A 15,799-nucleotide genomic window follows, 5' to 3' on the forward strand; every position below is an offset into this window, starting at 1 on the left:
TCCAACACAGGAAGGCACCACCTCCCATGTCGAACGACAGCAAGCTCGTTGACTACCTCAAGTGGGTCACGGCCGACCTGCACCAGACCCGCCAACGGCTGCTGGAAGTCGAGTCCGGCCGGCACGAGCCGATCGCCGTCGTCGGCATGGCGTGCCGCCTGCCGGGCGGGGTGACCACCCCCGAGGAGCTCTGGCGGCTGGTCGCCGACGGGCGGGACGGCGTCACCGCCTTCCCCGCCGACCGGGGTTGGGACATGGCGGCGCTGCTCGGCGAGGGGGCCGGGAGCAGCGCCGCGATCGAGGGCGGCTTCATCGCCGCGGCCGACTTCGACGCCGACTTCTTCGGGATCTCGCCGCGCGAGGCGCTGGCCATGGACCCGCAGCAGCGGCTGCTGCTGGAGACCTCCTGGGAGGCCTTCGAGCGGGCCGGCCTCGACCCGGCGGGCCTGCGCGGCAGCCGGACCGGCGTCTTCGTGGGCACGGCGGGCGTCGACTACGTCGGCGTGGTGATGAACGCCGAGGAGGACATGGAGGGCCACGCGACCACCGGCCTGACGGCGAGCGTGCTCTCCGGCCGGGTGTCGTACACCTTCGGCCTGGAGGGCCCGGCGGTCACCGTCGACACCGCCTGCTCCTCCTCGCTGGTGGCGATGCACCTGGCCTCGCAGGCGCTGCGGGCCGGTGAGTGCACCCTCGCCCTGGCGGGCGGCGTCACCGTGCTGTCCACACCGATGAGCTTCGCCGGGTTCAGCCGCCAGGGCGGACTGGCCCCGGACGGGCGGTGCAAGGCCTTCGCGGACGCCGCCGACGGGACGGGCTGGGCCGAGGGTGCGGGCGTGCTGGTGCTGGAGCGGCTGTCCGACGCGCGCCGCAACGGGCACCCGGTGCTGGCCGTCGTGCGCGGCTCAGCCGTCAACCAGGACGGCGCCTCCAACGGGCTGACCGCGCCGAACGGCCCGTCCCAGCAGCGCGTCATCCGGGCCGCCCTGGCGGCCGCCGGACTGTCGGGCGCCGAGGTGGACGCGGTCGAGGGCCACGGCACGGGCACCCCGCTCGGCGACCCGATCGAGGCGCAGGCGCTGCTCGCGACCTACGGGCAGGAGCGTGAACGGCCGCTGCTGCTGGGCTCCTTGAAGTCCAACATCGGACACACCCAGGCGGCCGCCGGGGTCGCGGGAGTGATCAAGACGGTGCTGGCGATGCGCGCCGGGGTCCTGCCGCGCACCCTGCACGTGGACGCGCCGTCCGGCGAGGTGGACTGGTCGGCGGGCGCGGTGGAACTGCTCGCCGAGGCCCGGGACTGGCCGGAGACCGGCCGGCCGCGCCGGGCGGGCGTCTCGGCCTTCGGGATCAGCGGGACGAACGCGCACGTGATCGTGGAGCAGGCGCCGGAGGAGGAACCGGCGGAGGCGGAGGCGGAGGCGGAAACGCCCGAGGAGTCGCCGGCCGCGCGGGTCGTCGGGCCGGCTGTCGTGCCGGGTGTGGTGCCGTGGGTGGTCTCGGCGAAGTCGGAGGCTGCGCTGGGCGCGCAACTGGCCGGCCTCGTCGGGCTGGACGGCTCGCCGGTGGACGTGGGGCTGTCGCTGGCCGGGCGGTCGCGGCTGCGGCACCGGGCGGTGCTGGTGGACGGCGGTGAGGTCGCGCGGGGTGCGGCGGTCGAGCGGTCGTCGGCGTTCCTGTTCTCCGGGCAGGGGTCGCAACGGCTGGGCATGGGACGGGAGTTGTACGACCGGTTCCCGGTGTTCGCGGCGGCCTTCGACGCGGTGTGCGAGCGGTTCGAACTGCCGCTGCGGGACGTGGTCTGGGGAACGGACCAGGAGCTGCTGAACCGGACGGACTTCGCCCAGGCGGGCCTGTTCGCCGTCGAGGTGGCGCTGTTCCGGCTGCTCGAATCGCTGGGTGTGGAGCCGGAGTTCGTGGCCGGGCACTCGATCGGTGAGGTGGCGGCCGCGCATGTGGCGGGGGTGTTCTCGCTCGCGGACGCGTGTGCGCTGGTCTCCGCCCGTGGTCGGTTGATGCAGGCGCTGCCGTCCGGCGGCGCGATGCTCGCCGTGCAGGCCGCGGAGGAGGAAGTCCGGCCACTGCTGGGCGACTTGGTGGCGATCGCGGCGGTGAACGGCCCCGAGTCCGTCGTGGTCTCGGGTGCGGAGGAGGCCGTCGAGGCGATCCGCGAACACTTCGCCGGGCGGAAGACCACCCGGCTGCGGGTTTCGCACGCGTTCCACTCGCCGTTGATGGATCCGATGCTGGCGGACTTCCATGAGGTGCTGAACGGCCTTTCGTACAGCGAGCCTTCGATCCCCGTCGTGTCCAACCTGACCGGTGGGATCGCCGAGGACCTGCAGTCACCCGAGTACTGGGTGCGGCACGTCCGCGAGACGGTCCGCTTCGCCGACGGCCTGCGCGCGCTGCGCGAGGCCGGGGCCACGGCCTTCGTCGAGCTCGGCCCGGACGGTGTCCTGTCGGCCCTGGTCCAGGACCCCGACACCCCGGCCGTCCCGCTGCTGCGCCGCGACCGTGCGGAGGAGAGCACGCTGGTCACCGGCCTGGCCCGGCTGCACGTCGCCGGTGTACCGGTGGACTGGGCGCGGCTGTTCGACGGCACCGGCGCCCGCCGGGTCGACCTGCCCACGTACCCGTTCCAGCACGAGCGCTACTGGCCGCGCCCGGCCCGGCGGCTCGGGGACCTGACCGGCGCCGGTCTGGCCTCCGCCGAACACCCGCTGCTGGGCGCGACCGTCGCCCTGGCGAACGCCGAGGGCACCCTGCTGACCGGGCGCCTGTCGCTGGCGGCCCAGCCGTGGCTGGGTGACCACCGGGTGGACGGGGTCGCGGTGTTCCCGCCGACCGGGTACCTGGAGCTGGCCGTGCGGGCCGCGGACCAGGTGGGCTGCGACCGGGTCGAGCGGCTGACGCTCGCCGAGCCGCTGGTGCTGCCCGAGGACGGCTCGGTCGTGGTCCAGATCCAGGTGGGCGCGCCGGAGGGCTCCGGCGCGTGCCCGGTGCGGATCTTCTCCCGTACGGACGCCGACCCCGACGCGCCGTGGGTGGAGCACGCTGCGGGCGAGCTCGTCCGGGGTGAGCGGTCGGCCGCGTTCGACGCCTCGGTCTGGCCGCCCAAGGGGGCGGTGGTGGCCGACCCGGCGGCGGTGCGCGAGGAGGCCGAGTTGGGCGAGGCCTTCGACGGACTGCGCTCGCTCTGGCGGCGCGGCGAGGAGACCTTCGTCGAGGCGGTGCTGCCGACGGAGGCGGCCGGGTTCGGTCTCCACCCGGCGCTGTTGGCGGCGGTGGTGCGGGCGGACGGCCGTGGCCTGGTGCCGAGCGGCTGGTCCGGGGTGTCGCTGCACGCCTCGGGGGCGACCGTGGTGCGGGCGCGGCTGGTGCGGACGGGCGCGGAGACGTTGGCGCTCGCCGTGGCGGACGCCGCCGGGGAGCCGGTGCTGTCGGCGGAGTCGCTGACGCTGGGTGAGCCCCCGGCCGTGGCGCAGGGCGCCGGGGCGGGTGGTTCGCTGCTGCGGCTGGAGTGGGTGCCCGCGCCCTCGCGTGCGGGTGGGCGGGTGTCGGCGGTGACCCTGGACGGGGAGCCTGCCTCGCTGTCGGCGCTCGTCGAGGTGCCGGAGGTCGTGGTGGCGCCGGTGCCGGGCGGTGCCGAGGGCCCGGAGGCCGTGCACGAGGTGACGGCGTGGGCGCTGGGTCTGGTGCAGGAGTGGCTGGCGGAGCCGCGCTTCGAGGGCTCGCGCCTGGTGTTCCTCACCCGGGGCGCGGTGGGCGCGGTGGGCGAGGTGTCGGACCTGGCCGCTGCCGCCGTGTGGGGTCTGGTGCGGGCGGCGGAGTCCGAGAACCCGGGCCGTTTCGTCCTGGTGGACACGGACGGTGACCTGCCGCTGGATGCCGCGCTGGCCGTCGGGGAGTCCCAGGTGATGGTGCGCGACGGCGCGGTGCGCGTCGGCCGGCTGGCCCGCGCCGCCCTCGCCGGGCCCTCCGCCGGGCCTTCCGCCGGCTGGGGCGACGGCACGGTGGTGGTCACCGGCGGTACCGGCGGCCTGGGCCGGCTGGTCGCCCGGCACCTGATAGCCGAGCACGGCGTGCGGGACCTGCTGCTGCTGAGCCGACGCGGCGGTGCCGAGGACCTGGTGGCCGAGTTGGCGGCGTCGGGCGCCCGGGTCGAGGTGCTGGCCTGTGACGCGGCCGACCGGGAGGCGCTCGCGAAGGCGCTCAAGGACCGGACGGTCACGGGTGTGGTGCACGCGGCCGGTGTGCTGGACGACGGCGTGGTGACGGCGTTGACGCCCGAGCGGCTGTCCGCCGTCCTGCGGCCCAAGGTCGACGCGGCCTGGCACCTGCACGAGGTGACGGCCGGTCAGAATCTGCAGGCTTTCGTGCTGTTCTCCTCCGTCTCCGGGGTGATGGGCAGCGCGGGCCAGGGCAACTACGCGGCGGCGAACGTCTTCCTGGACGCCCTCGCCTCCTGGCGCCGTCAACTCGGCCTGCCCGCCCAGTCCTTGGGCTGGGGCGCCTGGGTGCCCACGTCCGGCATGACCGGAACCCTCGCCGAGGCGGACCTGCACCGCATCCGCTCCTCCGGCGTCCCCCCGCTGACCGAGGCGCAGGGCCTCGCCCTGTTGGACGCCGCCATGGCCGTCGACGAGCCCTTCCTGGTCGCGACCGGCCGGATGGCCGCCGGGGCCCGCCCGCGGGGCGAGGTGCCGACCATGTTCCGCGCCCTGCTGCCCGCGGGCCGCCGCACCGCCTCCGGCGCCACCACCGGCACCGGCGCCGCCCTCGGCGCGCACCTGGCCGCCCTGCGCGAGGCCGACCGGCCGCGCCACCTCCTCGACCTGGTCCGTACCGAGGCCGCCACCGTGCTCGGCCACCCCGGACCCCAGTCCGTCGCCCCCGAGCGGGACTTCCACGACCTCGGCGTCGACTCCCTGACCGCGCTGGAGCTGCGCAACCGCCTCACCGCCGCCACCGGCCTCCGCCTGCCCGCCACCCTGGTCTTCGACCACCCGACCCCCACCGCGATCGCGGACCTCCTCCTCGCCGAGCTGCTCGGCGGCCGGCCCGAACCCGCGGCCGCGGCGCTCACGGCGGCCGCCACCGACGACCCGATCGCGATCGTCGGCATGGCCTGCCGGCTGCCCGGCGGGATCGCTACCCCCGAGGAGCTGTGGGAGCTGGTCGCCGAAGGGCGCGAGGGCATCTCCGACTTCCCCACCGACCGCGGCTGGGACCTCGACACCCTGCTCGGCGGCGACCCCGGCGACCGGGGCCGCAGCGCCACCGCCAAGGGCGGCTTCCTGTACGGGGTGGCCGACTTCGACGCCGGGTTCTTCGGCATCTCGCCGCGCGAGGCCCTCGCCATGGACCCGCAGCAGCGGCTGCTGCTGGAGACCTCCTGGGAGGCGGTCGAGCGGGCCGGCATCGACCCGACGGAGCTGCGCGGCAGCCGGACCGGCGTCTTCGTCGGCACCGGCGGCCAGGACTACCTGACCCTGGTGATGAACTCCGCGGAGGACATCGAGGGGCACGCGAGCACCGGCCTGGCGGCGAGCGTGGTCTCCGGCCGGATCTCGTACACCTTCGGCCTGGAGGGCCCGGCGGTCACCGTCGACACGGCCTGCTCCTCCTCGCTGGTGGCGATGCACCTGGCCGCGCAGTCGCTGCGCAGCGGTGAGTGCACCCTCGCCCTGGCCGGCGGCGTGACGGTGATGTCCTCCTCGCTGGGCTTCCCCGGCTTCACCCGGCAGGGCGGGCTGGCCCCGGACGGGCGCTGCAAGGCCTTCGCGGACGGGGCGGACGGCACCGGCTGGTCCGAGGGCGCGGGCGTGCTGGTGCTGGAGCGGCTCTCCGACGCCCGGCGCAACGGGCACCCCGTGCTGGCCGTCGTCCGTGGGTCGGCCGTCAACCAGGACGGCGCCTCCAACGGGCTGACCGCGCCGAACGGCCCGGCCCAGCAGCGGGTGATCCGCCAGGCCCTCGCCAACGCCCGGCTCTCGGCGGCGGAGGTCGACTTCGTGGAGGGCCACGGCACGGGCACCACCCTCGGCGACCCGATCGAGGCCCAGGCGCTGCTGGCCACCTACGGGCAGGACCGTGAACGGCCGCTGCTGCTCGGCTCGTTGAAGTCCAACATCGGCCACACCCAGGCCGCCGCCGGTGCGGCGGGCGTGATCAAGGCGGTGCTCGCGATGCGGCACGGGGTGCTGCCGCGCACCCTGCACGTGGACGCGCCGTCCTCGCACGTGGACTGGACGGCCGGTGACATCCGGCTGCTCACCCGGGCGGAGGACTGGCCGCAGACCGGTCGGCCGCGTCGGGCGGGTGTCTCCGCCTTCGGCATCAGCGGCACCAATGCGCATGTGATCGTCGAGCAGGCGCCGCTCCCGGTCGAGGGCGGCGAGAGCTTCGAGGGCTTCGAGGGCGTCGAGGGTGTCGAGGGCGTCGAGGGTGTCGAGGGCGTCGAGGGGCGGCCGGTACGGGCCGCCGTCGTGCCGTGGGTGCTGGCGGGCAAGTCGGAACCGGCGCTGGACGCGCAGCTGGCCGGGCTGGCGGGCGTGGCCGGCTCGCCGCTGGACATCGGCCTGTCGCTGGCCGCCGGACGGTCGCGGTTCGCCCACCGGGCGGTGCTGCTGGACGGCACCGAGGTGGCCCGGGGCGCGGTCGCCGACGGCGAGCGCCGAACGGCCCTGCTGTTCTCCGGTCAGGGCTCGCAACGGCTCGGCATGGGCCGGGAGTTGTACGAACGGTTCCCGGTGTTCGCGGCGGCCTTCGACGCGGTGTGCGAGCAGTTCGAGCTGCCGCTGCGGGAGGTGCTCTGGGGCGAGGAGGAGGAGCGCTTGAACCGGACGGAGTACGCCCAGGCCGGGCTGTTCGCGGTCGAGGTGGCGCTGTTCCGGCTGGTCGAATCACTGGGCGTGCGACCGGAGTTCGTGGCCGGGCACTCGATCGGCGAGATCGCCGCCGCGCACGTGGCCGGGGTGTTCTCGCTCGCGGACGCCTGCGCCCTGGTGGCGGCGCGGGGCCGGTTGATGCAGGCGCTGCCGGAGGGCGGCGCGATGCTCGCCGTGCAGGCCACCGAGGAGGAAATCCGGCCGTTGCTCGGCGAGTTCGTTGCGATCGCCGCCGTCAACGGCCCGACCTCCGTGGTCGTCTCCGGCACGGAGGAGGCCGTCGAGGCGATCCGTCAGCACTTCGCCGATCGGAAGTCCGCCCGGCTGCGCGTCTCGCACGCCTTCCACTCCCCGCTGATGGACCCGATGCTGGACGACTTCCGTGCCGTCCTCAACGGCCTGACCTACCAGGCCCCTTCGCTCCCCGTCGTCTCCAACCTCACCGGCGGGATCGCCGAAGACCTCCAGTCGCCCGACTACTGGGTGCGCCACGTCCGTGAGACCGTCCGCTTCGCCGACGGCCTCCGTACCCTCCACACCGCCGGCGCCACCGACTTCCTGGAGCTCGGCCCCGACGCGGCACTGTCCCCGGCCGTCCGCCAGACGCTCACCGACGCCCCGGACGCCGTCGTGGCACCGGCCTGCCGCCGCGGCCGCCCGGAGGAGGCCGCCCTGCTGACCGCGCTCGCCCGGCTGCACGTCGTCGGCGTCCCCGTCGACTGGGCCCGGGTCTTCGACGGCACCGGCGCCCGGCGCGTCGACCTGCCCACCTACGCCTTCCAGCGCGAGCGCTACTGGCCCCGGACGCACGCCCCGGCCGTCCGCCCGGGCGCGGCCCGGCCGGAGGACCCGCTGGACGCCCGGTTCTGGGCCGCCGTCGAGGGCGAGGACCTGGACGCGCTCGCGGCCGACCTCGCCGTGGACGGCGCGGCGCTCGGCACCGTCCTGCCCGCGCTGTCCGCCTGGCGGCGCCACCACCGGGACCAGTCCCTGCTGGACGCGCTGCGCTTCCACGAGGCCTGGCCCGCCCTGCCGGGCGGTTCCACGGCCCGCCCGTCCGGCCCGTGGCTGGTCGTCACCCCGGCCGAGGGCGGCGACGAGGCGTGGGCGGCGGCCGCCTGCGAGGCGGTCGGCCCGGACGCCCTGGTCCTGTCCGTACGGACCCCGGAGCGGGCCGAGCTGACCGCGCTGCTGCGCGAACTGCCCACCACCGGGCGGCCGTTCGCCGGTGTGCTGTCGCTGCTGGCGCTCGGCCCCGGTGAGCTGCCCGCCGCCGGGACGCTCGTCCTGCTGCAGGCGCTGCGCGACGCCGGGCTCACCGCCCCGCTGTGGTGCCTGACCCGGGGCGCGGTCGCGGTCGCCCGCACCGAGGCGCCGACCGCGCCCGAGCAGGCCGCCGTCTGGGGCCTCGGCCGGGTCGCCGCACTGGAGCACCCGCAGCAGTGGGGCGGCCTGGTCGACCTGCCCGAGACCCCGGACCCGGCCGCGGTGCGCCGGCTCGCCGCCGTGCTCGCCGCGACCGACGGCGAGGACCAGCTCGCGATCCGGGCCACCGCCGTGCACGCCCGTCGGCTCGTCCCGGCCCCGGCCGGCTCCCCGGACGCCGGCTGGACCCCGGGGGAGACCCGGGGCACGGTGCTGGTCACCGGCGGCACCGGCGGCCGGGGCGCCGCCGTGGCCCGCTGGCTCGCCGCCGAGGGCGCCGAGCACCTGCTGCTGACCGGCCGTCGGGGCCCGGACGCCCCCGGCGCGGCGGACCTCGCGGCGCAACTGCGCGCCCAGGGCGCCAGGGTGACCGTCGCCGCCTGCGACGTCACCGACCGCGCGGCGCTCGCGGCCCTGCTCGCCGACCTGCCCGCGGACGCCCCGCTGACCGCCGTCGTGCACGCGGCGGGCGTCGTCGACGACGGCGTGCTGGACGACCTGACCCCCGAACGCCTCGCCGCCGCCCAGCACGCCCGTGCGCTCGGCGCCCGCCACCTGGACGAGCTGACCCGCGGCCTCGACCTGACCGCGTTCGTGCTCTGCTCCGCCGTCGCCGGCGCCGTCGGCACCCCCGGCCGGGCCGCGCTCGCCGCCCCGGCCGCCGTCCTGGACGCGCTGGCCCGGCGCCGCCGCGCCGAGGGCCTGCCCGCCACCGCCGTCGCCTGGGGCGCCTGGGTCGGCGCCGAGTACACCGCCCCGGCCGACGCCGACGGCCGCACCCCGCGGGCGGCCGTCCCGGCCCTGCACCCCGACCTCGCGCTGGCCGCGCTGCGCCAGGCCGTCAGCCGACCGGCCCCGGCGCTGGTGCTGCTGGACCTGGCCCAGCCGCAGGTCCTGGAGAGCCTGGTGGGCCTGCGCGGCAACCCGCTGCTGCGCGACCTCCCCGCCGCCCGCCCGGTGCTGGAGGCCGCCGCCGAGACCCGCCGGGGCTTCGCCACCGCCGCCTCCGAACTCACCGGCCGACTCCGCGCGCTCGCCCCGGCCGAGCGCACCGCCCTGCTCACCGACCTGGTGCGCGCCCAGGTCGCGGCGGTGCTCGGCCACCCCGACCGCTCCGCCGTCCTGGCCGACCGCAAGTTCCGCGACCTCGGCTTCGACTCGCTCACCGCCGTCGAACTGCCCGCCCGGCTCGGCGCGGCCACCGGCCTGAAGCTGCCCGCCACCTCGGTGTACGACTACCCGACCGCCCAGGCGCTGGCCGAACACCTGCTGGCCGAGCTCCTGGACACGCCCGCCGCGCCGTCCCTGCCCGCCACCGGCGGACCGGCGGTGGACGGCGACCCGATCGCCATCGTCGGCATGGCCTGCCGGCTGCCCGGCGGGGTGACCTCGCCGGACGAGCTGTGGCGGCTGGTCGCCGCGGGCGGTGACGGCATCGCCGGCTTCCCCGAGGACCGCGGCTGGGACCTGCGGACCCTGCTGGCCGGTGACCGGGACGGCCGCGGCCGCAGCGCCACCCTGGAGGGCGGCTTCATCGACGGCGTCGCCGACTTCGACGCCGGGTTCTTCGGCATCTCGCCGCGCGAGGCCCTCGCCATGGACCCGCAGCAGCGGCTGCTGCTGGAGACCTCCTGGGAGGCGCTGGAGCGTGCCGGGGTCGACCCCGAGCAGCTCGGCGGCAGCCGGACCGGCGTCTTCGTCGGCACCAACGGCCTGGACTACGCCACCCTGATGATGAACTCCCGCGAGGACATCGGCGGCCACTCCGGCACCGGCCTGGCCTCCAGCGTGCTGTCCGGCCGGATCTCCTACACCCTCGGCCTGGAGGGCCCGGCCGTCACCGTGGACACCGCCTGCTCCTCCTCCCTGGTCGCCCTGCACCTGGCCGCCCAGGCGCTGCGGGCCGGCGAGTGCTCGCTGGCGCTGGCGGGCGGCGTGACGGTGATGACCACCCCGGTGAGCTTCGCCGGGTTCACGGTGCAGGGCGGGCTCGCCGCGGACGGCCGCTGCAAGGCCTACTCGGACGCCGCGGACGGCACCAACTGGTCCGAGGGCGTGGGCGTGCTGGTGCTGGAGCGGCTCTCGGACGCCGAACGGCACGGACACCCGGTGCTCGCCGTGGTGCGCGGCTCCGCCGTCAACCAGGACGGCGCCTCCAACGGCCTGACCGCCCCCAACGGCCCCTCCCAGCAGCGCGTCATCCGCCAGGCCCTGGCGAGCGCCGGACTGTCCGCCGCCGACGTCGACGCGGTCGAGGGCCACGGCACCGGCACCGCCCTCGGCGACCCGATCGAGGCCCAGGCATTGCTGGCCACCTACGGGAGGGACCGTGAACGGCCTCTGCTGCTCGGCTCGTTGAAGTCCAACATCGGCCACGCCCAGGCCGCCGCCGGGGTCGCCGGGGTGATCAAGACGGTGCTCGCCATGCGGCACGGCGTACTGCCGAAGTCGCTGCACCTGGACCGGCCGTCCGGACACGTGGACTGGTCGGCCGGCGCCATCGACCTGCTCACCGAGGCCCGGCCCTGGCCCGAGGTCGAGCGCCCCCGGCGGGCCGGGGTGTCCTCGTTCGGGATCAGCGGCACCAACGCCCATGTGATCCTCGAACAGGCGCCGGTCCCGGCCGGGGGCGCCGAGGAGGACGGCGACGAGCAGCGGCTGCTGCCGGCCGTCGTCCCCTGGGTGCTCTCCGCCCGCTCCGGCCCGGCGCTGGACACCCACCTCACCCGGGCCTCGGCCCTCGAACTCTCCCCGCTGGACATCGGGTTCTCGCTCGCTGCCGGCCGCTCCGGCTTCGAGCACCGGGCCGTGCTGCTGGCCTGCAGCGAAGGGCTGACGGAGGTCGCCCGCGGCCAGGCGGCCGAACGGTCGACGGCCTTCCTGTTCTCCGGTCAGGGCTCGCAACGGCTCGGCATGGGGCAGGAGTTGTACGAACGGTTCCCGGTGTTCGCGGCGGCCTTCGACGAGGTCTGCGAGCGGTTTGAGCTGCCGCTGCGTGAGGTGGTCTGGGGGATGGACCAGGAGCTGCTGAACCGGACGGAGTTCGCCCAGGCCGGGTTGTTCGCGGTCGAGGTGGCGCTGTTCCGGTTGGTCGAATCGCTGGGTGTGCGGCCGGAGTTCGTGGCCGGGCACTCGATCGGCGAGGTCGCGGCCGCGCACGTGGCCGGGGTGTTCTCGCTGGCCGACGCCTGCGCCCTGGTGGCGGCGCGGGGCCGGCTGATGCAGGCCCTGCCCTCCGGTGGGGCGATGCTCGCCGTGCAGGCCACCGAGGAGGAAGTCCGGCCGCTGCTCGGCGAGTTCGTCTCCATAGCCGCCGTCAACGGCCCGACCTCCGTGGTCGTCTCGGGCGCGGAGCAGGCCGTCGCGGCGGTCGAGGCGCACTTCGCCGATCGGAAGACCACCCGGCTGCGCGTCTCGCACGCGTTCCACTCGCCGCTGATGGACCCGATGCTGGACGACTTCCGTACGGTCCTCAACGGCCTGACGTACCACGCCCCTTCGATCCCGGTCGTCTCCAACCTCACCGGCGGCATCGCCGAGGACCTGCAGTCGCCCGAGTACTGGGTGCGGCACGTCCGCGAGGCCGTCCGCTTCGCCGACGGCATCCGCACCCTCCGCGCGGCCGGCGCCACCGCCCTGCTCGAACTCGGCCCCGACGGCGCGCTCACCGCCCTCGCCGAGCAGAGCCTCGACGAGGACGCGAACGACTGCGTGCGCACCGCCGCCCTGCGCAGGGACCGCGCCGAGGAGCGCACCCTGCTGACCGCGCTGGCCGGACTGTACGCGGCCGGCGTCCCGGTCGACTGGGCGGCGCTGTTCGAGGGCACCGGCGCCCGCCGGGTCGAACTGCCCACCTACGCCTTCCAGCACCGCCGCTACTGGCCGCGCCCCGCGGCGCTCTCCGGCGACGTCGGCTCGGTCGGACTGGTCTCGGCCGAACACCCGCTGCTGGGCGCCGCCGTCCCGCTCGCCGACGCCGACGGCGTGCTGTTCACCAGCCGACTGGCGCTGCGCGTCCACCCGTGGCTGCTGGACCACCGGATCGCCGGCCGCCCCGCCTTCCCCGCCGCCGGCTTCGTCGAACTGGCCGTCCGGGCCGGCGACCAGGTCGGCTGCGGCCGGATCGGGGAACTGACCCTCGGTGACCCGCTGCCGCTGGCCGAGCACGACGAACCCGTCGTCCAGGTCCGGGTCGGCGCACCCGACGACACCGGCGCCCGACCGCTGGCCTGCTACGCCCGCCCCGGCGACGCCGCCCCCGACGAGCCGTGGACGCGCTGCGCCACCGGCACCCTGCTGCCCCAGGAGAGCGACCTGCCCGACCTCGCGCCGCCGGTCTGGCCGCCGGCCGGGGCGCTCGCCGTCGACCTGGACGGCTTCTACCGCGAGCCCGGTCGCGGCCCGGCCTTCCACGGCCTGCGCACGGCCTGGCTGCGTGGCGAGGAGGTCTTCGCCGAGGTCGAACTGGACGGCGAACCCGCCGAGGACGCCCGCTACTTCGGCCTGCACCCCGCCCTGCTGGACGCCGTGCTGCACGGCGCCGTCCTGCTCGGCGTCGGCAGCGAGGAGCAGCTCCCGCAGCCGTACGCCTGGCAGGGCCTCGCCCTGCACGCCGGGGGAGCGGCCGCCCTGCGGGTGCGCCTGGTCCGCCTGGACGAGGCCACCGTGTCCGTCACCGCGACCGACCCCGAGGGCGGGGCCGTGCTCACCGTCGGCTCGGTCGCGCTGCGCGCCCCGCAGGAGACCTCGACCGACGCCCGCACCGGCCGGGACCCGCTGTTCCGGGTCGACTGGATCCCCGCCCCCGCCGCACCGGCCGCCGCCGTGCCGCCGCGCTGCACGGCGCTCGGCCCGGACGACTACGGCACCGGCTCCTCGGTCGCGGCGCTCGCCGACCTCGGCCGCCCGGTACCCGACCTGGTCCTGGTCGCCCTGCGCGGCCCGGACGGCGACGTGCCCGAGGCCGTGCACGCCCACACCGGGCGCGTCCTCGCCCTGGTCCAGGAGTGGCTGGTCCAGGACCGGGCGGCCGCCGCCCGGCTGGTCTTCGTCACCCGGGGCGCGGTCCGGGCCGCCGCCGGCGACACCGTCCGCGACCTGCCCGGCGGCGCCGCCTGGGGCCTGGTCCGCTCGGCCAACTCCGAGCACCCCGGCCGCTTCGCCCTGCTCGACGTCGAGGGCGTCGAGGACGTGGCGGCGGTCCTGCCGCTGCTGCCCGGCCAGCTGGCCGACGGCGAGGCCCAGTTCGCCGTCCGCGGCGGCGAACTGCGGGTCGGCCGGCTGGCCCGGCTGACGGACCCCGCGGTCGACGCCACGACCGGGGTCGACACCACGGCCGAGGTTGACGCCACGGCCGGGGAGCCCGCCGCCCGCACCGCGCCGCGCGCCTGGCACCCCGACGGCACGGTGCTGATCACCGGCGGCACCGGCGCCCTCGGCCGCCACCTCGCCCGCCGCCTGGCGACCAACGGCACCCGCCACCTGCTGCTCACCAGCCGGCGCGGACCCGACGCGCCCGGCGCCGCCGAGCTCGCCGCCGAACTGGCCGCGCTCGGGGCCGAGGCCCGGGTGGTCGCCTGCGACACCTCGGACCGGACCGCCACCGAACGGCTGCTCGCGGACATCCCGGCCGAGCACCCGCTCACCGCCGTGGTGCACACCGCCGGTGTGCTGGACGACGGCATCATCACCTCGCTCACCCCCGAGCGGCTCTCCGCCGTGCTGCGGCCCAAGGTCGACGCGGTCTGGCGGCTGCACGAACTCACCCGCGACCACGACCTGGCCGCCTTCGTCACCTTCTCCTCCATCGCGGGCATCATGGGCAGCCCCGGCCAGGGCAACTATGCGGCCGCGAACGCCTTCCTGGACACCCTGATCGACCACCGCCGCTCGCTCGGCCTGGCCGGCACCTCGCTCGCCTGGGGCCCGTGGGCCCAGGACGCCGGTATGACCAGCGAACTCAGCGAGACCGACATGCGGCGCATGCAGTCCGGCGGCATCCCGCCGCTCTCCGTCGAGCAGGGCCTCGACCTCTTCGAGGCCGCGCTCGGCTCGGTCGAACCGCTGGTCGTCCCGATGGGGCTGGCGACCGGCGGGATGCGCCCCCAGGGCGACGTGCCGCCGCTGTTCCGCGGACTGGTCCGCGCCGCCCGGCGCACCGCGGCCGGCGCCGCCGTAGGGGCCGACGCGGCCGCCGACCTCACCCGGCAGCTGCTGGAACTCGGCGAGCGCGACCGGATGCGGTACCTGGTCGACACCGTCCGGGCCGAGGCCGCCGCCGTGCTCGGCCACCCAGGCCCGGAGGCCGTCGACGCCGAACGGGACTTCTACGAGCTCGGGTTCGACTCGCTCACCGCCGTCGAACTGCGCAACCGGCTGGCCACCGCCACCGGCCTGCGGATGCCCGCGACCGTCGTCTTCGACAGCCGCTCGCCGGGCGAGCTCGCCACCTGGATCCGCGGCGAACTCGCCGACCAGCGCAGCGCCGACGACCCGGACGGGGCCGTGCTGGTCCCCGGCGGCGAACCCGAACTCGACTCCCTGGAGCGGCTGTTCACCGACGCCCTGGCCAACGGCAAGGTGCCCGAGGCCCAGCGCATGCTGGCCACCGTCGCGGCGCTGCGCCCCACCTTCGAGGCCACCGCCGAACTGGAGGACCTGCCCTGGGCGGCCCGGCTCGCCGAGGGGCCGCGCCCGACCCGGCTGATCTGCGTCAGCGCGCCCACCGCCAACGCGGGGGTGCACCAGTACTCCCGGCTCGCCGCCCACTTCCGGGGCGAGCGCGAGGTGTCGGCGCTCCCGCTGGTCGGCTTCGCCACCGGCGAGCGGCTGCCCGCCACCCCGGAGGTCGCCACCCGGGTGATCGCCGAGAGCGCCCTGCGGGCCGCCGACGGCCACCCGTTCGTGCTGGCCGGCCACTCCTCCGGCGGCTCCTTCGCCTACGCCGCGGCCGGCCTGCTGGAGCACACCTGGGGCATCCGCCCGGCCGGCGTGGTGCTCTTCGACACGCTGAGCTTCCAGCACAACGCCGACGAGGGCACCGACTACACCGGCATGATGCGGCTCAACTTCACCGGCGCCGACTCGCCGGTGCGGCTGACCAACTCCCGGCTGTCCGCGATGGGCCGGTGGATGGTGCTGCTCAACCGGCTGGAGGTCCAGCACACCTCGGCACCCGTGCTGCTGGTCAGCTGCGAACGGGCCCTCACGGGCGCGGACGAGACGCCGATCGAGCAGCGCGCCCAGGCCGAACCGCTGGTGCCCGGCGCCCAGGTGGTCGGGGTGGACGCCGACCACCTGTCGATGATCCGGGAGGACTCGGCCGACACCGCGCGGATCGTGGAGGAGTGGCTGCGCGGCCGGGAGTGAGCGCGGTCCGGCAGGGGCGGGCCCCGCACCTGCGGGTGCCGGGCCCGCCCGCGTCCGGAGCCGGTCCGCTCGGGGCTCTAGGGAAAACCGGGGTCGAGCGTGGCGAGACTGGG

At 76.3% G+C, this 15,799-nt stretch carries 1 protein-coding gene; it reads left to right on the top strand.

Going from position 1 to position 15,799, the window contains the following annotated elements:
* The first annotated feature begins 26 nt into the window (after positions 1-26).
* The gene (locus tag ACIP4P_RS06000; RefSeq protein ID WP_400915196.1) at positions 27-15,686 is read left to right on the top strand and encodes a type I polyketide synthase; all 15,660 of its coding nucleotides are present in this window, start codon (positions 27-29) and stop codon (positions 15,684-15,686) included.
* Positions 15,687-15,799: the final 113 nt, after the last annotated feature.

This window comes from Kitasatospora sp. NPDC089509 (assembly GCF_044749365.1).
Taxonomy (GTDB): Bacteria; Actinomycetota; Actinomycetes; order Streptomycetales; family Streptomycetaceae; genus Kitasatospora.